This window comes from Streptomyces xanthophaeus (genome assembly GCF_000725805.1).
Taxonomy (GTDB): Bacteria; Actinomycetota; Actinomycetes; order Streptomycetales; family Streptomycetaceae; genus Streptomyces; species Streptomyces xanthophaeus.
This window is the reverse complement of the sequence record NZ_JOFT01000037.1, coordinates 41,109-65,119: the sequence shown is the minus strand read 5'-3', so window position 1 is coordinate 65,119 and position 24,011 is coordinate 41,109. Positions and strand designations below refer to the sequence as shown.

General features: G+C 74.2%; 20 protein-coding genes. 5 read left to right on the top strand and 15 right to left on the bottom strand.

What is annotated here, in order from left to right; all coding sequences use genetic code 11:
- Nucleotides 1-26: 26 nt before the first annotated feature.
- A complete protein-coding gene (locus IO30_RS0123180) occupies nt 27-1,772 on the bottom strand; it encodes an ABC transporter substrate-binding protein (RefSeq protein WP_031145724.1) in 1,746 nt (581 codons plus the stop codon).
- A gap of 159 nt (nt 1,773-1,931) precedes the next feature.
- Here IO30_RS0123180 and IO30_RS0123175 point away from each other — a divergent pair, with 159 nt between their 5' ends.
- The gene (locus IO30_RS0123175; RefSeq protein WP_157853362.1) at nt 1,932-3,356 is read left to right on the top strand and encodes a hypothetical protein; all 1,425 of its coding nucleotides are present in this window, start codon (nt 1,932-1,934) and stop codon (nt 3,354-3,356) included.
- Nucleotides 3,357-3,403: 47 nt separating this feature from the next.
- Here the strand turns inward: IO30_RS0123175 and IO30_RS0123170 are convergent, their stop codons facing one another.
- From IO30_RS0123170 to IO30_RS0123125, 10 genes are all read right to left on the bottom strand, one after another.
- Nucleotides 3,404-3,856 (bottom strand): ribosomal maturation YjgA family protein, encoded by a 453-nt coding sequence (locus IO30_RS0123170; RefSeq protein ID WP_078904191.1) that lies wholly within the window; start codon nt 3,854-3,856, stop codon nt 3,404-3,406.
- Between the two features lie 27 nt (nt 3,857-3,883).
- Entirely contained in the window at nt 3,884-4,594 is a 711-nt protein-coding gene (locus IO30_RS0123165; RefSeq protein WP_031145718.1) for a GntR family transcriptional regulator, read from the bottom strand.
- A 55-nt stretch (nt 4,595-4,649) separates the two neighbouring features.
- Nucleotides 4,650-5,645, bottom strand: coding sequence for an ornithine cyclodeaminase family protein (locus IO30_RS0123160; protein ID WP_237403398.1), 996 nt, complete (start codon nt 5,643-5,645; stop codon nt 4,650-4,652).
- Nucleotides 5,642-6,685 carry a proline racemase family protein gene (locus tag IO30_RS0123155; RefSeq protein WP_245234201.1) on the bottom strand — a complete coding sequence of 348 codons (1,044 nt, stop codon included), beginning with the start codon at nt 6,683-6,685 and terminating at the stop codon, nt 5,642-5,644. Before IO30_RS0123155 ends, IO30_RS0123160 begins: the two co-directional genes overlap by 4 nt.
- A complete protein-coding gene (locus IO30_RS0123150) occupies nt 6,673-7,677 on the bottom strand; it encodes a proline racemase family protein (RefSeq protein ID WP_031145713.1) in 1,005 nt (334 codons plus the stop codon). Before IO30_RS0123150 ends, IO30_RS0123155 begins: the two co-directional genes overlap by 13 nt.
- Before the next feature lie 20 nt (nt 7,678-7,697).
- Nucleotides 7,698-8,615, bottom strand: a complete 918-nt coding sequence (locus IO30_RS0123145) for a dihydrodipicolinate synthase family protein (protein ID WP_031145711.1) — start codon at nt 8,613-8,615, stop codon at nt 7,698-7,700.
- Between the two features lie 75 nt (nt 8,616-8,690).
- Nucleotides 8,691-10,109, bottom strand: coding sequence for an FAD/NAD(P)-dependent oxidoreductase (locus tag IO30_RS0123140; RefSeq protein ID WP_031145709.1), 1,419 nt, complete (start codon nt 10,107-10,109; stop codon nt 8,691-8,693).
- Nucleotides 10,090-10,419: a (2Fe-2S)-binding protein gene (locus tag IO30_RS0123135; protein ID WP_031145708.1), complete on the bottom strand. Its 330-nt coding sequence runs from the start codon at nt 10,417-10,419 to the stop codon at nt 10,090-10,092. Before IO30_RS0123135 ends, IO30_RS0123140 begins: the two co-directional genes overlap by 20 nt.
- Entirely contained in the window at nt 10,416-11,576 is a 1,161-nt protein-coding gene (locus IO30_RS0123130; protein ID WP_031145706.1) for an NAD(P)/FAD-dependent oxidoreductase, read from the bottom strand. The genes IO30_RS0123135 and IO30_RS0123130 overlap by 4 nt, the downstream gene beginning before the upstream one ends.
- Before the next feature lie 79 nt (nt 11,577-11,655).
- Nucleotides 11,656-14,055, bottom strand: a complete 2,400-nt coding sequence (locus tag IO30_RS0123125; RefSeq protein ID WP_031145704.1) for a collagenase — start codon at nt 14,053-14,055, stop codon at nt 11,656-11,658.
- A 216-nt stretch (nt 14,056-14,271) separates the two neighbouring features.
- On the opposite strand from IO30_RS0123125, the gene IO30_RS0123120 reads away from it, so the two are divergent.
- A complete protein-coding gene (locus tag IO30_RS0123120) occupies nt 14,272-15,645 on the top strand; it encodes an aminopeptidase P family protein (RefSeq protein ID WP_031145702.1) in 1,374 nt (457 codons plus the stop codon).
- A 151-nt stretch (nt 15,646-15,796) separates the two neighbouring features.
- Here the strand turns inward: IO30_RS0123120 and IO30_RS0123115 are convergent, their stop codons facing one another.
- Both IO30_RS0123115 and IO30_RS0123110 read right to left on the bottom strand, forming a co-directional pair.
- On the bottom strand, nt 15,797-16,195 hold the full coding sequence (locus tag IO30_RS0123115) for a RidA family protein (protein WP_031145700.1): 399 nt from the start codon (nt 16,193-16,195) through the stop codon (nt 15,797-15,799).
- Nucleotides 16,192-17,319, bottom strand: coding sequence for an acyl-CoA dehydrogenase family protein (locus IO30_RS0123110; protein ID WP_031145698.1), 1,128 nt, complete (start codon nt 17,317-17,319; stop codon nt 16,192-16,194). The genes IO30_RS0123115 and IO30_RS0123110 overlap by 4 nt, the downstream gene beginning before the upstream one ends.
- Before the next feature lie 120 nt (nt 17,320-17,439).
- On the opposite strand from IO30_RS0123110, the gene IO30_RS0123105 reads away from it, so the two are divergent.
- The 3 genes from IO30_RS0123105 to IO30_RS0123095 are packed head-to-tail and all read left to right on the top strand — an operon-like array spanning nt 17,440 to nt 20,763.
- The gene (locus IO30_RS0123105) at nt 17,440-19,068 is read left to right on the top strand and encodes an AMP-binding protein (RefSeq protein ID WP_031145696.1); all 1,629 of its coding nucleotides are present in this window, start codon (nt 17,440-17,442) and stop codon (nt 19,066-19,068) included.
- A gap of 9 nt (nt 19,069-19,077) precedes the next feature.
- Nucleotides 19,078-19,878, top strand: coding sequence for a PaaX family transcriptional regulator (locus IO30_RS0123100; RefSeq protein WP_031145694.1), 801 nt, complete (start codon nt 19,078-19,080; stop codon nt 19,876-19,878).
- A 45-nt stretch (nt 19,879-19,923) separates the two neighbouring features.
- Nucleotides 19,924-20,763, top strand: a complete 840-nt coding sequence (locus IO30_RS0123095; protein ID WP_031145693.1) for a GNAT family N-acetyltransferase — start codon at nt 19,924-19,926, stop codon at nt 20,761-20,763.
- 10 nt (nt 20,764-20,773) lie between these two features.
- On the opposite strand, the gene IO30_RS0123090 is transcribed toward IO30_RS0123095, so the two are convergent.
- Both IO30_RS0123090 and IO30_RS0123085 read right to left on the bottom strand, forming a co-directional pair.
- The gene (locus IO30_RS0123090; RefSeq protein WP_373316460.1) at nt 20,774-23,053 is read right to left on the bottom strand and encodes a bifunctional salicylyl-CoA 5-hydroxylase/oxidoreductase; all 2,280 of its coding nucleotides are present in this window, start codon (nt 23,051-23,053) and stop codon (nt 20,774-20,776) included.
- On the bottom strand, nt 23,038-23,865 hold the full coding sequence (locus tag IO30_RS0123085) for an enoyl-CoA hydratase family protein (protein WP_031145690.1): 828 nt from the start codon (nt 23,863-23,865) through the stop codon (nt 23,038-23,040). The genes IO30_RS0123090 and IO30_RS0123085 overlap by 16 nt, the downstream gene beginning before the upstream one ends.
- Between the last annotated feature and the right edge of the window lie 146 nt (nt 23,866-24,011).

Here is a 24,011-nt window from a genome sequence, read left to right as displayed (position 1 = left end):
GGGGTGGGCGGTGGTTTCGTCCGGCCTCAGCCCTGGCCCTTCGAGGGGTCCTTGAGCCCGACGGTGGCGTAGTCGATGGTGCCGGTCCACACGGGGTGGCCGAAGGCGCCCGCAATGTTGGTGCCGACGAGCAGCGGCTTGCGTTCCAGGAGGATCGGGACGGACGGGGACTTCTTCATGAGTTCGGCGTCGAGGTCGATCCAGGCCTGGTTGGCCTGCTTGGCGTCGGCCATGGCGTTGATCTCGTCGATCCGCTTCGTGGTCGCCTCGTCGCGGAACTGGCTGTAGTTGCCCTGGTTGCCCTTCTCCTTGATGGTGCGGCCGTCGAAGACGAAGGGGATCCAGGTGGAGCCGGAGGGGTAGTCGGGGCACCAGCCGGTGAGGCTCATGTCGGGGGTGGTGGAGAGGTCGCCGATGACGTCGTAGTAGGCGCCGGGGTCGACGGTGTCGACGACGACCTCGATGCCCACCCGGGCGAGGCCCTGCTGGAGGGCCTCGGCCTTGGCCTTGTCCCCGGTGGACACGGCGAGGGAGACCTTGAGCTTCTCCTTGCCCGCGGCCTTGAGCAGTTCCTTGGCCTTGTCCGGGTCGCCGGCCGGGGCGATTTTCAGGGTGTCGGCCTGCTTGCCGCCGGACAGGGCCGGCGGGAGGTAGGCGGTGGCGACCTCGTTGAGGGCCGGGCCGCCGCCGGCGGTGATCACGGCTTCCTTGTCGACGGCGTACTGCATGGCCTCGCGGACCTTCGGGTCGTCGAAGGGCGCCCGGGAGTTGTTGAGGTAGAGCATCTCGGTACAGCCCTGGGATTCGGCGAGCAGGCGCGCCTTGACCTCGGGCTTGGGCAGCACCTTGGGGGCGCTCTCGGGGCGCATGTCGGCGTACTGGACGGTGGAGGCGTCGACGCCCTCCCCGGCGATGATCCGGTCGTCGATCTGGCCGCCCTTGAGGCCCATGACGACCACGAACTTGTCGGGGTAGGCCTTGCGGACGGGGTCGGTCGCGGCGTCCCAGTGCTCGTTGCGGACCAGGACGAGCTTCTTGTCGCGGTCGTACGACTCGATCTTGTAGGGGCCGGAGGAGAAGGGGCGGGCGTCGTACTGGGTGCCCTTCTCCTGGGACTGGGGCACCGGGGCGAAGGTGGGCAGGGTGGCGGTGGCGGAGAACTCGGCCACGGGCCGCTTGAGTTCGAAGACGATCGTGCGGTCGTCGGGGGTCTTCACCGAGTCGAGGTGCTGACCCTGGAGGGGGCCCTTGTAGCCCTCGGTGCCGGCCAGGTACTGGGCCGCGTAGTCCGGTCCGCCGGTGAGGTCGGGGGCGAAGGAGCGCTCGACGTTGTACTTGACGTCCTGGGCCCTGACCGGCGAGCCGTCCTCGTACTTCACGCCCTCCTTGAGGGTGAAGGTCCAGGTGCGGCCGCCGTTGGAGGGGGTGCCGAGGTCGGTGGCGAGGTCGGGTACCAGCTCGCTGCCCGCCTTGCCGGGCTCGGCCTTGAAGGTGACGAGGGTGCGGTAGAGCAGCCTGGTCCCGAAGTCCATGGTCGGCATGACCCAGTTGCGGGCGGGGTCGAGGTGGGCGAAGTCCTGGTTGGACAGGACGGTGAGGGTGCCGCCCTTGACCGGGGTGCCGCCGAGGACCTTGCCGTCGTTGGCGGCGGCCGGGTTCTCGGCGGAGGCGCCGCCCTTGCCCTTCTTCGAGGCGTCGGAGCAGCCCGAGGCGCCGACTGCGAGAGCTGCCACCAGGGCGGTGGCGAGGGCGAGTTGGGTGCGCTTGGTCATGGGTCACTCCAGTGAAGGGCCGCGCTCTATGATGTGACCGGTAACATAGTAATGTGAAATTGCACTGACAAGGGGTTGGCACCGCCGTTATCCAGCCGTAGCCAAATCCCGCCCCTGGGCAGGGGTGTTGGTTGGGGGCTGGCCCTACGCTCACCGGTCATGGACACGGATACGGGCGCGGATGCGGATACGGGCGCGGATGCGGATGCGGATGCGGACATGCGCCGGCTGCACGGGCTGCTCTGCGGCCTGGCGGTCAATCCCCGGCTGCCCGAGGACTTGGCCGCCCGGCTCCTGGCGCACGGGCAGGCCCACAACCTGACCTCCCGGGCCGAGTTCGCGCCGTCACCGGCGCTGTGCGCGGCGTTCCTGGCGGGCGGGCAGGCCCGGCACCTGGCACGGGGCCGGAACCTGCCCGCAGCCGTGACCACGGAGCTGGCGCGCGACCCCGACCCGGCGGTCCGGGCCGCGCTCGCGGGCAACCCGCTGCTGCACCAGGACCTCCTCGCCCGGCTGGCCGCCGACCCCGAGGCCGGGGTGCGGGCCGCGGCCGCCGCCGCGTGGGCCGGTCCGCCCGAGGAGGCACTGCGCGCGCTGCTCACCGACCCGGCCGCGCGGGTCCGGGCGGCGGCCTGCACCCGCCGCCCGCCCCGCGACCTGTACGGGGCGCTGCTCGCCGACCCGGCCACCCGCAGGCGCGTGGTGCCCTTCCTGGACCTGGACGGGGAAACCGCCGCCGCGCTGGCGGGCGACCCGGACGAGGACACGCGCGAACGGGTCGCCCGGCACCCGCAGCTCCCGGCCCATCTGAGGGACCTGCTCGCACGGGACCCGGACGCCGGGGTCCGTGCGGCCGTCTTCGAACGCGCGGACACCCCGGCGCAGCTGAGGGCCCGGATCCACGAGGGGCTGCTGGCCGGGTACCGGAGGGTGGAGGCGCCGCTCGCCGACGACGAAGGGGACGACGGGGACGAACTCTGCTCCATCGCGTACCTGGGGCTGGAGCAGGCCGCGTACCCGTGGGTGGCGGACGACCCGTTGCCGTACGCGGCCTCCCCCTACGTGGGCCTGCGGCGCGCGGCGGCGCGCAGCGCGGCCCTGCCCGCCCGGGCGCGCGGGCGGATGCTCGCCGACGAGGACGCGACCGTGCGCCTCCTGGCCCTGTCCGGGACCGTGGACCCGGACCCCGCCGTGGCCGAGGACCTCGAACGACGCCACGAGCGGGGCAAGTCCGGCGGCCGGCCGGCCGACTTCGTGCGCTTCCCGCCCGCGACGCTGCGGCGCTTCGGCTCCGACCCGGACCCGCACCTGCGCGTCCTGGCCCTGCGGGACCCGGATCTGCCCGCCGCACTGGCGGAGCGGCTCGCCGCGGACGCGAACGCGCACGTGCGCCGCGCGGTGGCGGCCTCCGGCCACCCCCGGCTGCCCGCCGCGGCGCTGCTGGCGCTGCTCGGCGACGCGGAAGGCCAGGTCGCCGAGTCCGCGGCGTCCTCGACGCTGCTCCCTCGGGGGGCGATGCGAGCCGTCCTGGACCGGGCGGACGCCCTACGGCGCGGCCGGGCCGTCTCCTCGGACGCGTCGTAGGCCGCCTCTTCGGACGTGCGCGCGGGCGGGCGGGCTCGCGAACGGGCTCACGGACGGGCCCGGCGCCGTCGCATGCCGGTGTGGAGGAGCCATCCTGCTGCCGCGCCCGCCGCGTACCAGAACAGGTCGGGCGGGTTGAAGGTGGAGCCGAGGACGAGGCGGGCGACCGTGCTGTGCCGGGAGAGTTCCGCCGGGACGGGGGTGAGCTGGAGGAACTCCACGGCCCAGCTCGCGGCCAGTGCGAACGAGGCGGCCTTCAGGGGCGCCACCCGCGGGGCCGCAAGGACGACGAGGGCGAGCAGGAGGACCGTGTACAGGGCGTCGCCGCCGTACTTGGCGACGTCCCCGGTCGTGACGGCCCTGAGCACCAGGGCCGTGACGACGGTCAGCGCCGCGGCCCCGGCCGCTACCGCACGGACACGGGCCGTACGGACACGGGCGGGGCGGCCACGGGCCGGGCGGGCGGCGGTGCGGCCGGTGCCCGGCGGGGCGAGGGTCACGGGGCGGGTCACCGGTGGCGGGCCGGCCTAGACGCCCGAACCGAGGCCGGTCTGGGGGCGGCCCACCGGTTCGTCGCGGCCCTGGGCCCACAGGGAACGGACGTGGCCGAGGTGGCGGGTCATGCAGGCCTGCGCCGCCTCCGCGTCCCCGCTGATCATCAGGTCGAGCAGCTCGATGTGCTCCTCGGCCGAGGAGACCAGCTTCCCGGCCTCGTCCAGGCCGGTCAGCCCGTACAGGCGGGAGCGCTTGCGCAGGTCGCCGACCGTCTCCACCAGGCGGTCGTTGCCCGCGAGGCCGAGCAGCGTGAGGTGGAAGCGGCGGTCGGCCTCCAGGTAGCCGATGAGGTTGTGCTCTCGGGCGCTGGTGACGATCTCCTGCGCGATGGGCCGCAGGGCCTCCAGTTGTTCGGCCGTGGCGGTCTCGGTGATCCGGCCGATGGTCGGGACCTCGATCATCGTGCGCAGTTCCGTGTACTGGTCCAGGTCGCGTTCGCTGACCTCGGTGATCCGGAAGCCCTTGTTGCGGACCGGCTCGACCAGGCCCTCCCGGGCCAGGTCGAGCATCGCCTCGCGCACGGGTGTGGCCGAGACCCCGAGCTCGGCCGCGAGGCCGGGCGCCGAGTAGACGCTCCCCGGGCGCAGTTCACCCGCTATCAGGGCTGCTCGGAGGGCGTGCCCCACCTGGTCGCGAAGCCGTTCCTGGGCCTTGATGAGACTGTGCTGCTTCAGGTCACCCATTGCTTCTCCTCCGACACCCCACACCCACCGACGAGCAGAGGAACAGCGTACAATGTCACGTTGCGCCATTCGCTCCTGCGGCCTCGAACACTGCGACCGCCACGGCAAGATCCTCCCAGGCCATGCCCACACTCTTGAAGAGCTGTGGACAACCCTGCGCCCCTCCCGCCGGCATCCGGCCCGAGACCAGGTCAGCGAGGGTGCCGGTGATATGACCGGGCCCGATCGCCCCCTCCGCCTCCGGCACGAGCAGGTCGCCCGCCTCGCGCAGCGCCGCCGCACGCGACTCGACGTACACCGCCGCCCGTCGCACGAGGGCGGTGTCGGTCTCCCGGGCCGTCGGTTCGTGCGAGCCGACGGCGACGACGGTGGTGCCCGGCCCGGCCAGGCGCCCGTCGAAGAGCGGCTCCCGCGCGGTGGTGCAGCACAGGACCAGGTCCGCCCCGGCCACGTCCGCCGGGGTGCCCGTCCGGGCGGGCACCCCGAGGGCCCGCGCGCGTGCGGCCAGTGCCTGCCCGCCCGCCGGGTTCCGGGCGACCACCACCGCCTCGGCCAGCTCCCGCAGGGACAGGACCGCTTCCAGGTGCCCGTACGCCTGCGGGCCGGAGCCGAAGAGGACCAGGCGCAACGGCCTTCCCTCCGGCGCCAGATGACGTAGCGCCAGGGCGGAGACCGCCGGGGTGCGCAGGGCGGTCAGGGCCGCTCCGTCGAGCAGCGCCAGGGGGCTCAGGGTGGGCCCGTCGAGCAGCAGGTAGGAGCCGGTGATCCGGGGCAGTCCGCGGGCCGGGTTCCCGGGCGCGACCCCGGCGATCTTCACCCCGGCGTACGTCCCTGACGCGGCCGGCATGAGCAGCAGTTCACCGCCGCCGGGCACGGGCAGGGCCGAGCGCTGCGGGCAGGTCTCCGGGTCCACTCCGCCGAGCAGGGCGGCGGCCAGCGCGTCGGCCGCCGCGGCCGGGCCGACCAGAGCGGCGGTCTCCGCGGCGCCGAGCTGCAGCAGGCCGTGCCCGCCCGGGGCCGGGGCCCGGGCCGTCAGCGCCTCCCGGTTCACAGCAGGAATCCGGTGCCGAGGGGGTCGTACGGGTCGGCCAGGAAGGCGTGTTCGCCGGTGCGGTAGGCCGTGCCGCTGACCTCGGTGACGCCGCCCGGCAGGATCCGGCCGGTGAACACCGTGCCCGTGACCGACTCGTGCAGCAGGTCCTCGCCGGACCCGAGCCGCCCGTCCTCCGCGAGCAGGGCGAGCCGCGTGGAGGTGCCGGAGCCGCAGGGCGAGCGGTCGATCTGGCCGTCGGCGAAGACGGTGACGTTGCGCTGGTGCGGCCCGAACGGGGTGTCGGGCAGCTCCTCGTGGAGGATCACCCCGTAGACCCCGGACAGCAGCGGTCCGTCGGGGTGCCAGGTGGCCGGGTGGGTGGCCAGCGCCGCCCGGATCTCCCCGGCGGCCCGCACCAGGGCGGGCAGCGCGGCCCCGGAGACCTCCAGGCCCAGGTCGCGGGCGCTGACGGAGGCGTAGCAGGCCCCCGCGTGGGCGATGTCCACCTCGGCGATCCCCAGCGTCGTGGCCACCGGCACCTTGCGGGCGCTCACCCGCGCCGGGACGTTGCGGAAGGTGACCCCGGTGGTGCGGCCGCCGTCCCGGTGCACGGTGGCGGTGACCCGCCCGGACGGCACGTCCATGCGCACCTGCACGTCGCCCTCCTGCGGGGCGGCGACCCTGCCGGTGTCCACGGCCCAGACCCCGAGCGCCATGGTGCCGTGGCCGCAGGCGGTGGAGTAACCGTCCTTGTGCCAGAACAGCACCCCGAAGTGGGCCCCGTCGTCGTCCGCCGGGACGACGAACCCGCCGTACATCCCGGCGTGCCCGCGCGGCTCCTGCACCAGCAGGCGCCGTACGTCGTCCAGTGCGCCCCGGCGCGGGGCCGTCCCCGATCCGCCGGGGCCGATGGCGGTGGCGCAGCGCTCGGCGACGGTGTCCCCGGGGACGGGCGGGAGCCCCGCGGCCGCTCCGAGGGTGGTGTCGACGATCCGGAAGGGTTCCCCCGCGGTGTGGTAGTCGGTGGTGCGGACGAGGGAGCCGGTCACAGGAGGAATCCTCCGGGGAAGGGGTCGGTCGGGTCGAGGAAGTACTGCGCGGTGCCGGTGATCCAGGCCCGGCCGGTCACCGTGGGCACGACGGCGGGGAAGGGGCCCACGGTGGTCTCGCCGGTCAGTCGGCCGGTGAACTCGGTGCCGATGAAGGACTCGTTGACGAAGTCCTCCCCGGTCCGCAGCAGGCCCCGGGCGTGCAGCTGGGCCATGCGCGCGCTGGTCCCCGTACCGCAGGGCGAGCGGTCGAACCAGCCGGGGTGGATGGCCATGGCGTGCCGTGAGCGGCGGGCGTCGGAGCCGGGGGCGGCGAGGTAGACGTGCTTGACCCCGGCGATGGAGGGGTCCTCGGGGTGGACGGGCCGGTCGGCGGAGGCGTTGACGGCGTCCATCACGGCGAGTCCGGCGGCGAGCAGGTCGTCCTTGCGGGCGCGGTCGAAGGGCAGGCCCAGGGCCTCGAGTTCGACGAAGGCGTAGAAGTTGCCCCCGTAGGCGAGGTCGTAGGTGACCGTGCCGTGGCCGGGGACCTCGGCCTTGAGGTCGAGGCCGACGCAGAAGGACGGGACGTTGGTGAGGGTGACGGCCGTGGCCGCCCCGTCCTCGACGCGGACGTCGACGCTCACCAGCCCGGCCGGGGTGTCGAGGCGGACGGTGGTGACCGGCTCCACGACGGGCACCATGCCGGTCTCGACGAGCACGGTCGCCACCCCGATGGTGCCGTGCCCGCACATGGGCAGCAGGCCGGACACCTCGATGTACAGCACGCCGAAGTCGGCGTCGGGGCGGGTGGGGGGCTGCAGGATCGCGCCGCTCATCGCCGCGTGGCCGCGCGGCTCGTACATGAGCAGGGTCCGGACGTGGTCCGTGTGCTCGATGAAGTGGAGCCGTTTCTCGGCCATGGTGGCCCCGGGGATCACGCCGACCCCTCCGGTAATCACCCGGGTCGGCATGCCCTCGGTGTGCGAGTCCACCGCGTGGTAGACGTGGCGCGTACGCATGGTGAGCCCCCTGCGGCTGGTTAGTTGAGGCCCTCGGCGAGGGCCTTCTCGGTGGCGGCGCGCACGCCGGCCTCGGTCTCCCCGGTGAGCGGGAAGCGCGGCGGGCGGGTGGCGCCGCCGGGGCGGCCGGCCAGGTCCATGGAGAGCTTGATGGCCTGGACGAACTCGGTCTTGGAGTCCCAGCGCAGCAGCGGGTGCAGGGACTTGTAGAGCGGCAGGGCGGTGGCGAGGTCCCCGGCCACGGCGGCCCGGTAGAGGGTGGCGCAGGCCTGCGGCAGGGCGTTGGGGTATCCGGCGATCCAGCCGACGGCGCCCGCGAGGGCGAGTTCGAGCAGGACGTCGTCGGCGCCGATGAGCAGGTCCAGGCCCGGGGCGAGCTCGGCGATCTCGTAGGCGCGGCGGACGTCGCCGCTGAACTCCTTGACGGCGACGATCGAGCCGTCGGTGTGCAGCCGGGCCAGCAGGTCCGGGGTGAGGTCGACCTTGGTGTCTATGGGGTTGTTGTAGGCGACGACGGGCAGTCCGGCCCCGGCGACCTCGGCGTAGTGGGCGCGTACCGCGTCCTCGTCGGCACGGAAGGCGTTGGGCGGCAGGAGCAGGACCGATCCGGCGCCCGCCTCGGCGGCCTGGTCGGCCCAGCGGCGGGCTTCGGCGCTGCCGTAGGCGGCGACGCCGGGCATCACGCGGCTGCCGTCTCCGGCGGCCTCGACGGCGGTGCGGACCACGCGGGCCCGCTCCTCGTCGGTGAGGGTCTGGTACTCGCCGAGAGAGCCGTTGGGGACGACGCCGTCGCAGCCGTTGGCGATCAGCCAGGCCACGTGTTCGGCGTACGCGTCGTAGTCGACGGTGAGATCCTCGCGCAGGGGCAGCGCGGTGGCGACCATGATTCCGTGCCAGGGGCGGGTGCGGACGGGCGCGGGGGTGTGCGCGTGGGTCATGAGTGAGCTCCCTAGAGTGGTGTGTGACATTTTACTAGTGGGTGCGAGACGGCCACAAGGGCCCGGGGCCCTCGATCAGCCGTCCGCGGGGGGAAGTTCGGCGAGGTGGCGCAGCGGCACCGGACAGGACAGCGGCCGCCGGTCCGCCGTCGCCTCCGGGGCCCCGGGGGCCTCACCGGCCAGGGCGCAGACGGCCGGGCCGCACATCCGGCCCTGGCACCAGCCCATGCCGGAGCGGGTGAGCAGTTTGACCGTACGGGCGTCCCGCGCCCCGAGGTCGCGCACGGCCTCGCGGATCCGGCCGGCCGGGACCTCCTCGCACCGGCACACCAGGTCCTCCTCGCGCAGCCAGTCGGTCCAGCCGGAGCCGGGGCGGTGGGCCGCGGCCATCGCCCCGGCGAAGGCGCGCATCCGGGACCTGCGGCGGGCCAGGGCAGCCGGGACGGGCCGCCCGGCGACGGCGTGCGCGGCGATCTCCCCCTCGACGAGGGCGAGTCCGGCGCCGCCGATGCCGCCGGTCTCCCCGGCGGACCAGATGCCGGGGACGGAGGTGCGCTGCGCCGCGTCCAGGGCGAGGGCGAGCGTGCCGTCGGGGCTGGGGACGGTGGCGCAGCCCAGGCCGGTGGCGAGTTCCAGCTGGGGCACGAGCCCGTGGCCCACGGCGAGGGCGTCGCAGGGGATGCGGCGGGCGGTGCCGGGCAGCGGGCGCCAGTCCCGGCCGAGCCGGGCCACGGTGACGGCCTCGACGCGGCCGGTGCCGTGGGCCTCGACGACGGCCTGCCGGGTGAGCAGCCGGGTGCGGTGGCGCAGCAGGGCGCCGCCGAAGGTGACGGCCTCGGTGAGCTTGCCGGGGTTGCGCAGCAGGGCGGGCACGTGGCCCGCGTACGCCGTGTACGAGGCGGCCTCCACCAAGGCGGGCACGGTGGCTCCGGCGGCGCCGAGGGTGGCGGCCACGGCCAGGAGCAGCGGGCCGCTCCCGGCGACGACGACCCGCTTGCCCGGCAGGACGAGGCCGCCCTTGACCATGGCCTGCGCGCCGCCCGCCCCGATGACCCCGGGCAGGGTCCAGCCGGGGAAGGGCAGTTGCCGCTCGTAGGAGCCGGTGGCGAGCAGCACCGCCCGGGCGTGGACGGTCTCCGCGCGCTCCTCGCCTCCGTGGCCGGCGACGGCGTGGAGGGTCCAGCCCGCACCGCCGTCCGGGACGACCGTCCAGACGTGGTGGCCCTGGAGGCAGCTGATGCGCCCGGCCGACTCGTGGGCGCGCAGGGCGCTTTCGCGGTCGGCGAAGGCCTGCCAGTCGTGGTGCAGGGCCTCGGGGCGGGCCGCGCCGAGACCGGGCGGGGGGCAGCGGTAGTACTGGCCCCCGGGGCGCTCCCCCGCGTCCAGGACGGTGACCCGCAGCCCCAGGCCGGCGGCGGTGACCGCGGCGGCCAGGCCGGCCGGTCCCGCGCCGACGATCGCGAGGTCGGCGGGCTCAGACGGCGAGCTCGGCATGGCCGGTTCCCTCCTGGGTGGTGACGGTGTCGCCCTCGCGGGCCGGGACCAGGCAGGCGCGCTGGTTCGGGAGGCCGTTGACGGTGACGAGGCAGTCGTAGCAGCTGCCGATGCCGCAGAACGCGCCGCGCGGGGCGCCGCCCTCGCGGGTGGTGCGCCAGGCGAGGATCCCGGCCGCCCACAGCACGGCGGCGACGCTCTGGCCGGCCTCGGCGGGCAGCGCCCGGCCGTCGAAGGTGATCTCGTACGCGGCCACCGGGGCGCCGCCGACCAGCGAGCGGGGGGTGCGCTCGTGTTTGCGTGCCTTCATCGGGGCGCCTCCGCGAAGCGGTCGGGACGGAACGGGTGCAGGTCCAGGACGGGTTCGGCTCCCGTCAGGGCGGCCGTGATCAGCAGGCCGGTGGCCGGGGCCAGGCCGATGCCCGCGCCCTCGTGGCCGCAGGCGTGCAGCAGTCCGGGGCGGCGCGGGTCCGGGCCGATCGCCGGAAGGTGGTCGGGGAGGTAGGGCCGGAAGCCGTGGTAGGTCCGCAGGACGCTGACCCCGGCGAGGACCGGGAAGAGGGCCTGTGCCTGGGCGGCGAGGCGGCGCAGGGCCTCGGTGGACAGGGTGCGGTCGAAGCCGACGCGTTCCCGGGTGGCCCCGATGAGGACCGGGCCCGAGGGGGTGCCCTCGACCACGGCCGAGGACTGGAGCGCGGCCGATCCGCTGGCCACGTCGGCGATGTAGTCGGCGGCGTAGACCTTGTGCCGGACCACCCTCGGCAGGGGTTCGGTGACCAGGACGAACCCGCGGCGCGGCAGGACCGGCAGGGCGACGCCCGCCAGTTGCGCGACGTGTCCGCCCCAGGTGCCCGCCGCGTTCACCACCGCGGGGGCGAGCAGGCTGCGCCGCGGGGTGCGCACGCCCCGTACGGCGCCCGCGGTGTCGAGGAGGATCTCGGTGACCTCCTCGCCGAGGTGGACCTGCGCGCCCGAGGCGGCTGCCGCGGCCAGCAGCCGGGCCGCCGCCTGGGCGGGCTGGACCTGGGCGTCCTGCGGGTAGTGGAATCCCCCGGCCAGGCCGGGGGCGAGGTGGGGTTCGAGGTCGTGCAGGGCGTCGGCGGCCACCTCGACCGCTTCCACGCCCGCCGCGCGCTGGCCTTCGGCGAAGGTGCGCAGGGCCTTGACGGTGGTCTCGTCCGGGGCGACGACGAGGCCGCCCTTGGCCTCGTACTCGGCCTCCGGGGGAAGGCCGGCCGCGAGGTCGCGCCAGAGCCGGGCCGACAGCAGGGCGAGGTCGAGTTCGGGCCCCGCCTCCTTGTCGGAGACGAGCAGGTTGCCTTCGCCCGCGCCAGTGGTGCCGCCCGCGACGGAGCCGCGGTCGACGACGGCCACGGAGAGTCCGGCGCGGGCCGCGTAGTAGGCGCACGCGGCCCCGACGACGCCGGCGCCGATGATCACGGCGTCCAGGGAGTGTCTCTTGAGCACGGCAGTAATATGTCACATTCTTTAGTGCCTGCCCAGACCGGTCCCGCGCCGCGGGGCGACGGGACCGGTCCGGTCCGGATCAGCCGCGCAGCGGGCCCTCACAGCTGTAACTGGAGCTGCCCGCCACCTTGTTGGTCCAGATCTCCAGCGGACCGAAGGAACAGTTCATGTCGGCGAGGTTGTTGGAGGCCGCGCCGGCCCGGTCGAGGATGAAGTAGTCGACCGTCTCGGACATGTCCTTGAAGTTCTGGTCGTCGCTGCGCCAGTTCTTCAGATTCGCGGTGATCCTGCCGGTACAGGTGAACCGGCGCTTGCCGGGCTCGCCGTTCTCGACGCAGTCCGGGGTGTTGTACGTGGCCGTGGCGAAGGAGGACTTCACCGAGGCGAGCGCCGAGTCCCGCAGCTGGTCGACCGGGGTGAAGGTGGTGTTGGGCACGTACAGCTGGTCGACCTTGGCGATCTGGGCGTCCAGGAAGCGGTCGTAGCCGCGCTGGAGGTAGGTGTCCGCGCCCATCCGGTGGCGCCAGGCGTCGTAGGCCGCCACGTCGTTGTTGCGCAGGTGGGTGTACATCTCGCGCAGCTTGGAGGGCTGCTCGGCCCACAGGTACTCGAAGAAGGTGCCCGCGTAGCTGTAGAAGCGGAAGCCGTCGCCCTCGTAGGTGGCGTTCAGCAGCTGCTCCACCGACATGCGCGGGCCGCCGCCCGCGGTGTCGCTGATGATGCTCTTGACCAGGGACTTGCGCACGGCGATGCCGTTGTCGCGGGTGGCCCCGTCGAAGAACTCGGCCGTGCCCTCGTCCATGGCGGTCGTACGGTCGCCCTCGTACCAGGGGCCTTCGCCGAAGAAGCCGGGGACGGCGTAGCGGCCGTTGAGGTAGTGCGTGTACTCGTGGCGGAAGAGCTCTTCGAGGGTGAGGGACGAGTCCTGCGGGACGCGGCGCTGGTAGGTGTAGAAGGTGGCGCCGTTCTCGATGTAGATGCCGCCGTTGTTGGTGTCGTAGCCGGTCAGGATCGGGTGGTAGTTCTCGTAGTCGGCGCGGGAGCCGTACAGCACGATGTTCAGCGTGGCATTGGGGTCGCCGGCGAGCGGCTGCTCGGTGCCGAGCACCCGGTGGTACTGGGCCTTGACCTGCTTGCTGGCGTAGTAGAGCTGGTCGACGGTGGCCCGGTCGAGGCCCGTGCGGACCTTGATGGCCCCGTTGTCGTAGGTGTACGTGTGGGGGAAGATCCGCTTCTCGATGTCCTCCTTGCACACGCCGTACGGCTTGCAGGCCTCGTAGAAGTTCAGCCAGGTGACGATCTTGGCCCACGGCTGGCTGCCGTCGCCGAAGGTGACCCGGACGGGCTCCAGCAGGGCGCCGAGGTCGGCGACGGTCTGGTCCCTGAGGCCCGCGACCTGGCCGAAGCGGCCGTACTCGCTGAGGGCGTCGCGCGCCACCCAGGCGTTGCCCGTGCCCTTGAGGTGACCGTAGGAGGCGAAGGCCTTGAACGCGGCGCGGTACGAGGGGTCGGCCGCGACCGCGGCGTGGAAGGCGGCGTCCTGGTTGCCCGGGTAGACACCGAGGTAGTTGACGGAGAGCGCGGCGAGGGCGGCCCCCGCCCAGCCCGCGTCGAGGTTCGTGGCCGGGTGGGCCGGGTCCATGGTGGCCAGGACCTTCTTGATGAGGCCGAGCTGGTGCTGGCGCAGGCCCGGGGCGCTGGCGGCGTAGAGGGCCTCGCGCAGGGTGCGGGCGTTGCTGGGGGTGACGTCGAAGGTGCGGGCCGCGCCCCCGAAGTCGGCGACGGCCTGGCGCATCGCGTTCACGGTGGGGGCGTCGGTGACGTCGATCTCACCGCGCGAGTAGTCGTGGTAGGCCACCGCGTGCAGGTAGGTGAACATCTCCTCCAGGTGGGAGGAGTTGCGGCCGTCGTGGGCGGCGGCCAGGGCGGATATCCGCCGGGAGACGGCCTGGACGTGCGCGTCGGACATGACGGGGGTCAGCCGGGCGTCCCAGGTCCAGATGAGGTCGCGCAGACAGCCGTCGGCGGTGACGGCCGGGTCGGCGAGGAAGTCGGCGAACTGCTCCGGCCCGAGACCGGTGATCCCGTCGAGGGTGCAGGGGACGGCGGCCGCGAGGCTGCGCGCGGTCGGCGCGGCCTGCGCGGTGCCGTACTTCTCGCTGCGCCGGTCGGCGGCGCTCGCGACGGCCTCGGCCGCACCCGGGACCTGCCCGGAGGCCGCCGGGGCGGCGGCCTTGCCCGCGCCCGGGGCCGGGGCGGGCGCCGGGGTGTTGTCAGCGGGGTTCGCGAGGCGGTCGACCTCGTCGAAGGGGTTCGCGGCGGGCGCCCCGGAGGAGAAGGTGCCGGGCACCGGCTTGCCCGCCACGGTGGCGGCGGTCCCCGCGTCGGCGGCCTGGGTCACGCCCTGGGCGGTGGCGAGGAGGGTGACCGCGACGGCGGCGGAGAGGAGGGACGTACGCACAGCTCTGTGCTGGAACACCAAGAACTCCTGGATGGGAGGGGAGGTGGGGGACGTGGTGCATGAAGTGCGGCGTGCACGAAGTGCGAGGTGGCGATGTCGTGCGCGAACTGCCCTGCGTCACGCGGCGTTTGACGGGGATTAACGCACCGCGGTGTGAGCTGTAACATAGTAATGTGAAATTGCACTGACAAGACCTGTGCGCCCACCAGTTCGCATCTTCTTGAGGGAGCCCCTGTGACCGACACCCCCTCCCGCCTCAACACGGGCAGCCACGACCTCCCGGTATCCCCGGAGTTGTCCCGTTTCATGGCGGGCGACTGGGCCGCTTCCGCGCTGCCCGGTGCCACCCGCGTCCCCGCACACGCCGTCGCCCCGGCCCGCCGGGCACGGCTCTCGGCGCTCTTCCCGGGCGAGCGGCTGATCGTCCCGGCCGGCGAGCTGAGGGTCCGCTCCAACGACTGCGACCACCGCTTCCGCCCGCACAGCGCGTACGCCTGGCTGACCGGCCTGACCGGGGAGGACCAGGTCGGCCACGTCCTGGTCATGGAGCCCTCGGGCCCGCACGGCCACGAGGCGGTGCTGTACCTGCGGCCGCGCTCCCCGCGCGCGGGCGGGAACGAGGAGTTCTACCGGGACCGCCGCTACGGGGAGTTCTGGGTCGGCCGCAGGCCCGACCTCGCCGAGGCCGAACGCCTCACCGGCATCCGCTGCGCACACCTGGACGCACTCGGCTCACCGGCCGGCCGGGTGGCCGGCACCGACCGGGACCTCACCGTGGCCCTCTCGGAGCTGCGCCTGGTCAAGGACGCCTGGGAGGTGGAACAGCTCCAGCTCGCGGTGGACCACACGGCGGCCGGCTTCGAGGACGTCGTACGCGCCCTGCCCCGCGCCCTGGCCCACCCGCGCGGCGAGCGGTGGATCGAGGGGGTCTTCGGCCTGCGCGCCCGGGCGGAGGGCAACGGCACCGGCTACGAGACCATCGCGGCGTCCGGCGCCCACGCCTGCGTCCTGCACTGGATCCGCAACGACGGCCGGCTCAGCGGAGACGAACTGCTGCTCCTGGACGCGGGCGTGGAGACGGACACCCTGTACACGGCCGACATCACCCGCACCCTCCCGCTGTCGGGCCGCTTCTCCCCCGTCCAGCGGCAGGTCTACGAACTGGTGCTGGCCGCCCAGGACGCGGGCATGGCCGCACTGCGGCCGGGCGCGAGCTTCCGCGACTTCCACCGGGCCGGCATGCGGGTCATCGCCGAAGGCCTCGCGGAGTGGGGCGTCCTGAAGGACGCGGAGGGCGACCTGCACCGCCGGTACACCCTGTGCAGCAGCGGCCACATGCTGGGCCTGGACGTCCACGACTGCGCGAAGGCACGGGCCGAGACCTACCTGGACGGCGTCCTGGAGGAGGGCCAGGTCCTCACGGTCGAGCCCGGCCTCTACCTCCAGCCGGACGACGAGACCCTCCCGGCGGAACTGCGCGGCATCGGCGTCCGCATCGAGGACGACCTGGTGATCACCGCGGACGGGGCCCGGCTGATGTCGGGCGCCCTGCCGCGGACGGTCGCGGGCATCGAGGAGTGGATGGGGCAGCTCCTCGACGCCCGCTGACACCGGGGGACGGGGCCTGGGCCGGAGCCCGGGCCGAAGCCCGGGACCGGGGCCGAAGCCCGGGACCGGGGCCGAAGCCCGGGACCGGGGCCGAAGCCCGGGACCGGGGCCGAAGCCCGGGCCGCCCGCCCCGGGGCTCAGGGGCCCCGGCTCAGGGGAGGACCGCGACCCCGTCCAGTTCGACCTGGGCCTGCACGTCCCAGAGACGGGCCACGCCGATCACGGCCATCGCCGGATAGTCGCGGCCCGCCAGCCGCCGCCAGATGAGGCCGAGTTCGGCGGCGCACTCCCGGTAGGCCGCCACGTCCACCGCGTACACCGTCACCCGTGCCAGGTCCGCCGGATTGCCTCCGGACGCGGCCAGGGCGGCCAGCAGGTTCCGCAGCGCCTGCTCGAACTGCTCCGGCAGGCTCTCCCCCACGACCTCGCCCGCACTGTCGAGCGAGGTCTGGCCGGCGAGGAACACCAGCCGGGAGCCGGTCGCGGCGACCGCGTGCGAGAAGCCCGTCGGGGGCGACAGCTCCGCCGGGTTGATCCGTTCCAGGCTCATTGCGCCGCCTCCTGTGCGTAGAGCTCCTTGGCGATGATCGTGCGCTGGACCTCGCTGGCCCCCTCGTAGATCCGCGGGGCCCGCACCTCCCGGTAGAGGTGCTCCAGCAGGTGGCCCCGCTGGAGGGCGACGGCCCCGTGCAACTGGACCGCGTGGTCCACCACGTACTGGGCCGTCTCCGTGGCGAGCAGCTTCGCCATCGCCGCCCGGCGGGGTACGTCGCCGGCCCCGCGGTCGTAGGCCCCGGCGGCCGCGTACACCAGCAGCCGGGCGGCCTCGGTGCGGGTGGCCATCTCCGCCACCCGGTGCGCCACGGCCTGCAGGTCGCGCAGCACCCCGCCGAAGGCCGTCCGGCCCGCCGTGTACGTCACGGTCGCGTCGAGCGCGGCCCGGGCCATGCCCACCGCGAAGGCGCCGACGCTGGGGCGGAAGAGGTTCAGGGTGTCCATCGCGACCCGGAAGCCGCGCCCGGGCTCCCCGAGCAGGTCCCGGGGGCCCACCGGGACCCCGTCGAAGGCCAGTGCGCCGATGGGGTGGGGGGAGAGCATCTCCAAGGCCTCGCCGGAGAGTCCGGGGCGGTCCGCCGGGACCAGGAAGGCCGACACCCCCTTCGCGCCCGGTCCTTCACCCGTACGGGCGAACACGGTGTAGAAATCGGCTTCCGGGGCGTTGGAGATCCAGCGCTTCTCCCCGCTGAGGCGCCAGCCGCCCGCGGGGTCCGGGGCGGCCTCCAGGGCGAGCGCGGCCGCGTCCGAGCCCGCCCCCGGCTCGCTCAGGGCGAAGGCGGCCACCGTGCGGCCCGCGCGCACTCCGGGCAGCCAGCGCTCGCGCTGCGCCTCGCTGCCCGAGCGCAGCACCGGGTAGGCGCCCAGGCCCTGGAGGGCGAGCGCCGTCTCGGCCTCCGTGCATCCGTAGGCGAGGGATTCCCGCAGCAGGCACAGCTCCAGTGCGCCCGACGAGAAGACCCGCTCCAGCAGCCCCTCCTCCCCCAGTGCCGCGAGCAGCGGCCGGTTGACCCGGCCCGGCTCCCCCTTCTCGGCCAGCGGCCTCAGCCTCCCCGCCGACAGTGCGCGCAAGTGCCCGCACCACTCCTCCTGGTCCGCCCCGAGCGCGAATCCGGTCATCCGAATGTCCCCGCATCTATCGCGTCCTGTTGACTACCGTCACCATCACGATACGCTCGTGACGCGTCAGCACGGCCGGCTCCATCCACATCCGGACCGTCGCAAGGGGGCGAACCCGCCTTGGACCTCAAGCCTTCCGCTCACACCGACACCTTTGCCCGCGACCATCTGCCGCCCGCCGGCACCTGGCCGCACCTCCTGTTCGAGCTGCCCGAGCTCACCTACCCGGACCGGCTGAACTGCGGGGCGGAACTGCTCGACGTGACCGTCGCCCGGTTCGGCCCCGACCGCCCGGCCTTCCGCACCGGCGCGGGCGAGGTGTGGACCTACGGTGCGTTGCGCGAGCGCGTCGACCGCCTGGCCCACGTGCTCACTGTCGATCTGGGCGTGGTCCCCGGCAACCGGGTGCTGCTGCGCGGACCCACCGGCCCCTGGCTCGCCGCGTGCTGGCTCGCGGTGATGAAGGCGGGCGCGGTGGCCGTGACCGTACTGCCCCAGCAGCGCGCGCAGGAGCTGGCCACGGTCTGCGCGATGGCCCGGGTGGGGCACGCCCTGTGCCATGCCGACGTGCTCGACGACCTGGTCAAGGCCGAGGTTCCGGGGCTGCGCATCACCCCGTACGGGGGCCCGGGCGAGGACGACCTGCTGCGGCTGGCCGAGGCCCGGACGGCCGCGCCGTTCACGGCCGTCGACACCTCGGCCGACGACGTCGCCCTGATCGCCTTCACCTCCGGCACCACCGGGCGGCCGAAGGGCTGCATGCACTTCCACCGGGACCTGCTCTCGGTGGCCGACACCTTCTCCCGGGGCGTGCTGCGGCCCCGCCCCGACGACGTCTTCGCGGGCAGTCCGCCGCTCGGGTTCACCTTCGGGCTCGGCGGACTGGTCGTCTTCCCGCTGCGGGCCGGCGCGTCCGCGCTGCTGCTGGAGGAGGCGGGTCCGCGCACGCTGCTGCCCGCCCTGGCCGAGCACCGGGTGACGGTGCTGTTCACCGCGCCGACCGCCTACCGGACGATGCTGGACGCGCTGGGCCCCTACGACGTGGGCACCCACGACCTGTCCGCACTGCGCCGCTGCGTCTCGGCCGGGGAGAACCTGCCCGCGGCGACCTGGCAGGCCTGGTACGAGCGCACCGGCCTGCGGATCATCAACGGCATCGGGGCCACCGAGCTGCTGCACATCTTCATCTCCGCCGCCGACGAGGACATCCGGCCCGGTACGACCGGCCGGGTGGTGCCGGGCTGGCAGGCCCGGGTGGTGGACCCGTCCGGGCAGCCCGTCGCGGACAACGAACCGGGGCTGCTGGCCGTGCGCGGCCCGGTGGGCTGCCGCTACCTCGCCGATCCCCGGCAGGGCGAGTACGTACGGGACGGCTGGAACCTGACCGGCGACACCTACGTACGCGATCCCGAGGGCTACTTCCGCTACGTCGCACGCGCCGACGACATGATCATCTCGGCGGGGTACAACATCGCCGGCCCGGAAGTGGAGGAAGCCCTGCTGCGCCACCCGGACGTGGTGGAGGCCGCGGTGGTCGGCCGCCCGGACGAGCGGCGCGGACAGGTGGTGGTGGCGTACACCGTCGCCCGCGAAGGGGTGACGCTCACCGAGGAGGAGCTGCGCTCCTTCATGCGGGCCGAGCTGGCCCCGCACAAGTGCCCGCGCTCCTTCGTCTTCCTGCCCGCGCTCCCCCGTACGGCCACCGGCAAGCTGCAACGCTTCCGGCTGCGCGATCGGGACACGTCATAGAGTGAACCCGTGGTCGAGCAGCACACTCCGCGATCCCTGATCGTCACGTTCTACGGAGCCTACGGGCGGGCCTTCGAGGGCCCGGTCCCGGTGTCCGCGCTGATCCGTCTGCTGGGCGCGGCCGGCGTGGACGCCCCCTCCGTGCGCTCCTCGGTGTCCCGGCTCAAGCGCCGCGGCTTCCTGCTGCCGGACCGGGCGGCGGACGGATCGGCGGCCTACGCGCTCTCCCCGGAGGCGCGCCAGCTCCTGGACGACGGCGACCGGCGGATCTACGGCAGCCCGCCGCGGTCCCCCGAATGGCTGGTGGCGGTCTTCTCCGTGCCGGAGCAGGAGCGCAGCAAGCGGCACCTGCTGCGCTCGCGGCTGGCCCGGCTCGGCTTCGGCGCGGTCGCGCCGGGCGTGTGGATCGCCCCCGCCCAGCTGGACGAGGAGACGGTGCACACGCTGGAGCGGCTGCACCTGACCCCGTACGTGGAGCTGTTCCGCGGCGCCCACCTCGGCTTCGCCCCGACCGCCGAGGCCGTGGCCCGCTGGTGGGACCTGGCCTCGCTGGCCAAACAGCACGAGGAGTACCTCGATCTGCACGAACCCGCCCTGCGCGCCCTCCAGTCGGGCCCCGTGCCGACGCCGGAGGAGGCCTACCGCAGCTATCTGCTCGCCCTGGACAGCTGGCGCCGCCTGCCCTACGCCGACCCGGGGCTGCCGCGCGAACTGCTCCCGGCGGACTGGCCGGGCGACCGTGCGGCGGCGGTGTTCGCGGAACTGCACGCACGGCTGCGGGACACGGGCGCGGCCTTCGCCCGGCCATGAGGCAAAACCGGGTGCGCGGGACGCAGCCGGACGCGAGGATGGGCCATGACCTGGACCTTCACGCGTGACCTGGCGGCCTATCTGACCACGGCGGGCCCGTCCGTGGCCGCGCGGCCGGTGTCGAACACCATCCTGCTGACCACCGCGGACGCCCTGGAACGGCGCGGTCCGCACGCGTTCGGCCAGGCGGACCCGTTCTTCGGCTGGTGGACCCGCTCCGACGGGACCGTCACCGGCGCCCTGCTGTGCACCCCGCCCTTTCCCGTGCTGGTCGGGGCCCTGCCGCCCGAAGCGGTCCGGGCCCTGGCCGCGGCCCTCGGCAGCGAGCCGCTGTTCTCGGGCATCAGCGGCTTCAACGCCCGGCGCGCCGACGCCGACGTACTGGCCGGGTCCTGGGGGCGGCCGGCCCGGGTCACCGAGGAGAACCGGCTGTACCGGCTGGCGGAGCTGCTCCCCCCGGACCCCGCCCCCGCCGGGCGGGTCCGGGAGGCCGCAGAGGAGGACCTGCCGCTGCTGCTGGAGTGGATCGCGGAGTTCAACAGGGAGGCGGGGCAGCCCGGCGCCGCCTCCCCGGCCGCCCTGCGCGACCGGATCTCGTACGGCGGGCTGCTGCTGTGGGAGGACGGCGCGGCTCCCGTGTCCCTGGCCTCCTTCACCCGCCCGATCGGCTCCGCCAGCCGCATCGGGCCGGTCTGGACCCCGCCCGGGGTCCGCCGCCGCGGCTACGCGGCCGGGGTCACCCACGCGGCGAGCCGGGCGGCGCGGGCGGCCGGGGCCTCGGAGGTCCTCCTCTTCACCGACCTGGCCAACGCGACCAGCAACGGCGTGTACCTGCGGCTGGGTTACGTCCCCGTCGAGGACCGCGCCGAGGTGGTCGCCGCCTGACCCGAGGGCATCAGCCGCGGCCCGTCGGCGGGGGGCGGCTGCCGGCGCGGTAGGGGGCGGGCCAGGGCGCGGCCGGGCCCTCGTAGGACTGCTCGGCCGCCGCGTGCAGGGTCCAGTGGGGGTCGTAGAGGTGGGGGCGGCCCAGCGCGCACAGGTCCGCGCGTCCGGCCAGGAGCAGCGAGTTGACGTCGTCCCAGGAGGAGATCGCACCGACCGCGACGACCGGGATGCCGAGGGCGTTGCGGATCCGGTCGGCGTACGGGGTCTGGTAGGAGCGCCCGTACTCGGGGGTCTCGTCCGCCACCACCTGGCCGGTCGAGACGTCGACCGCGTCGGCGCCGTGCGCGGCGAAGGCGGCGGCGATCCGTACGGCTTCCTCCGGCGAGGTGCCGCCGGGTGCCCAGTCGGTCGCGGAGAGGCGGACCGTCATCGGCCGGTCCTCGGGCCAGACGGCGCGGACCGCGTCGAAGACCTCCAGCGGGAAGCGCAGCCGGTTCTCCAGGGAGCCGCCGTAGGCGTCGGTGCGGTGGTTGGTCAGCGGCGACAGGAAGCCGGAGAGCAGGTAGCCGTGGGCGCAGTGCAGTTCCAGCAGGTCGAAGCCACAGGCGGCCGCACGGACCGCGGCGGCTGCGAAATCGGAGCGGATCGCTTCCAGGTCGGCGCCCGTCGCGGCGCGCGGCAGGGCCGAGACCCCCGGCCGGTAGGGCAGTGCGGAGGCGGCCACCAGCGGCCAGTTGCCCTCGGGGAGGGGGTCGTCCATGCCCTCCCACATCACCCGCGTCGAGCCCTTGCGGCCGGAGTGTCCGAGCTGGACGCCCAGGGCGGTGCCGGGCGCGGAGGTGTGGACGAAGTCGGCGATCCGCTTCCAGGCGTCCGCCTGCTCCTGCGTGTACAGGCCCGCGCAGCCGGGGGTGATGCGGCCCTCGGCGCTGACGCAGACCATTTCCGTCATGACCAGCCCGGGCCCGCCGAGGGCCCGGGCTCCGAGGTGCACCAGGTGGAAGTCGCCGGGGACGCCCTCGCGGGCGGAGTACATGTCCATCGGGGAGACCACGACCCGGTTGCGCAGGGTCAGCCCGCGCAGGGTGAAGGGGGTGAACATCGGCGGTGTCCGCTCGTCCGGGCAGCCGAAGTCGCGTTCGACGGCGCGGGTGAAGCGGGCGTCGCGCAGCCGCAGGTTGTCGTGGGTGACGCGGCGGCTGCGGGTGAGCAGGTTGAAGGCGAACTGCCGGGCGGGCTGGCCGGTGCAGCCCGCGATCTCCTCGAACCAGCGCATGCTGGCGGCCGCCGCCCGCTGGGTGCTGGCCACCGCCGGCCGGCGGGCGCTCTCGTAGGCGGCGAGGGCGGCCGGGACGTCCGGGTGCGCGGCGACGGCTTCGGCGAGGGCGAGGGCGTCCTCCACGGCGAGTTTGGTGCCGGACCCGATGGAGAAGTGCGCGGTGTGTGCGGCGTCGCCGAGCAGGGCCACGTTGCCGTAGGACCAGCGTGCGTTGACGACGGTGCGGAACTGCGTCCATGCGGAGCGGTTCCCGCGCAGCGGCCGTCCGCGCAGGGCCTCGCTGAAGACCTTGGCGCAGCGGGCCGCGGACTCCTCCTCGTCGCACAGGTCGAAGCCGGCCGCCGCCCACACCTCGTCGCGCATCTCCACGATGACGGTGGAGGAGTCGGCGGAGTACGGGTAGGCGTGCAGTTGCATGACCCCGTACTCGGTCTCCGCGATCTCGAAGCGGAAGGCCTCGAAGGCGAAGTCGGCGGCGAGCCAGATGTACCGGCAGCGGCCGTTGGTCACCGTCGGCCCGAAGTGTGCGGCCGCGGCCTCCCGGGTGGCGCTGTGCACTCCGTCGGCGGCGACCACCAGGTCGTGGGAGGCGGCCAGGGCGAAGGCGTCGGGTGCCTCGGCCCGGAAGTGGAGGCGGACCCCGAGTCCGGCACAGCGCTCGTGCAGGATCTCCAGGAGGCGGCGCCGTCCGAGGGCGGCGAAGCCGTGGCCGCCGGAGGTCAGCAGCCGTCCTCGGTGCACGACGTCCACGTCGTCCCAGCGCACGAACTCACGGCTCAGGGCGGCGTGGACCACGGTGTCCGCCCGCTCGATGCCGCCGAGGGTCTCGTCGGAGAGGACCACGCCGAAGCCGAAGGTGTCGTCGGGCGCGTTGCGTTCCCACAGGTCCACGTCGTGGCCCTGGCGGGCCAGGAGTGCGGCGGCGTAGAGCCCGCCCGGCCCGCCGCCCACGACGGCGGCCCGCAGGCGTTGCGTGGGGTGCGCGGACACGGGCGCTACCTGCCCTTCCACTGGGGCGGGCGCTTCCCGGTGAAGGCCGCGTGGAACTCCGCGTAGTCCTGGCCGTTCATCAGCAGGGCCTGGGTGGCCGCGTCGAGCTCCACCGACGCGGCGAGCGGCATGTCGAGTTCGGCGGTGAGCAGGGCCTTGGTCTGGGCGTAGGCGAGGGCGGGCCCGGCGGCCAGGTGGGCGGCGAGTTCGGCGGCCCGGGCGTGGGCCTTGCCCTCGTCGGTGAGTTCGCTGATGAGTCCGATCCGCTCGGCCTCGGGAGCGCGTACGGGCTCTCCGAGCATCAGCAGGCGGGTGGCGTGGCCGAGGCCGACGACGCGGGGCAGCAGGTAGGCGGCGCCCATGTCCCCGCCGGAGAGGCCGACCCGGGTGAAGAGGAAGGCGAAGCGGGCGGTGGGGTCGGCGATGCGGAAGTCGGCGGCGAGGGCGAGGACGGCGCCGGCTCCGGCGGCGACCCCGTGCACGGCGGCGATCACCGGGAAGGGGCATTCGCGGACGGCCCGCACGACCTGGCCGGTCATCCGGTTGAAGTCGAGGAGCTGGGCGGTGTCCATGGCGAGGGTGGCGCCGATGATCTCGTCCACGTCGCCGCCGGAGCAGAAGCCGCGTCCCTCGCCGCCGAGGACGAGGGCCCGTACGGAGCGTTCGCGGGACAGTTCGGCGAGCAGGTCGCGCAGGTCGGCGTAGGCGCCGAAGGTGAGCGCGTTGATCTTCTCGGGGCGGTCGAAGGTGACGGTGGCCACGCCGTCCTGCCGGGTCACCCGGAGGTGGCGCCACCGTTCGGTCGCGGAGGTGGAACCGGTGAAGGGGCTCACACCGACGACGGTATCACCAGATCGTGACTGCCGTCACAGAAACGCAACACCGCGTGGGCGGCGGGCGTCGCACGGGCCGAAGGTCCTGCCCGGGCGGGACCCTGGTCCCTTGCGTTCCGGGCGGGGTGCCCTACAACGCCACACGC

Bases quoted from the DNA above. Each gene is read 5' to 3' on its own strand.
- IO30_RS0123180 (WP_031145724.1), bottom strand. From the start codon at position 1,772: ATGACCAAGCGCACCCAACTCGCCCTCGCCACCGCCCTGGTGGCAGCT.
- IO30_RS0123175 (WP_157853362.1), top strand. From the start codon at position 1,932: ATGGACACGGATACGGGCGCGGATGCGGATACGGGCGCGGATGCGGAT.
- IO30_RS0123165 (WP_031145718.1), bottom strand. From the start codon at position 4,594: ATGGGTGACCTGAAGCAGCACAGTCTCATCAAGGCCCAGGAACGGCTT.
- IO30_RS0123150 (WP_031145713.1), bottom strand. From the start codon at position 7,677: ATGCGTACGCGCCACGTCTACCACGCGGTGGACTCGCACACCGAGGGC.
- IO30_RS0123145 (WP_031145711.1), bottom strand. From the start codon at position 8,615: ATGACCCACGCGCACACCCCCGCGCCCGTCCGCACCCGCCCCTGGCAC.
- IO30_RS0123140 (WP_031145709.1), bottom strand. From the start codon at position 10,109: ATGCCGAGCTCGCCGTCTGAGCCCGCCGACCTCGCGATCGTCGGCGCG.
- IO30_RS0123135 (WP_031145708.1), bottom strand. From the start codon at position 10,419: ATGAAGGCACGCAAACACGAGCGCACCCCCCGCTCGCTGGTCGGCGGC.
- IO30_RS0123115 (WP_031145700.1), bottom strand. From the start codon at position 16,195: ATGAGCCTGGAACGGATCAACCCGGCGGAGCTGTCGCCCCCGACGGGC.
- IO30_RS0123110 (WP_031145698.1), bottom strand. From the start codon at position 17,319: ATGACCGGATTCGCGCTCGGGGCGGACCAGGAGGAGTGGTGCGGGCAC.
- IO30_RS0123095 (WP_031145693.1), top strand. From the start codon at position 19,924: ATGACCTGGACCTTCACGCGTGACCTGGCGGCCTATCTGACCACGGCG.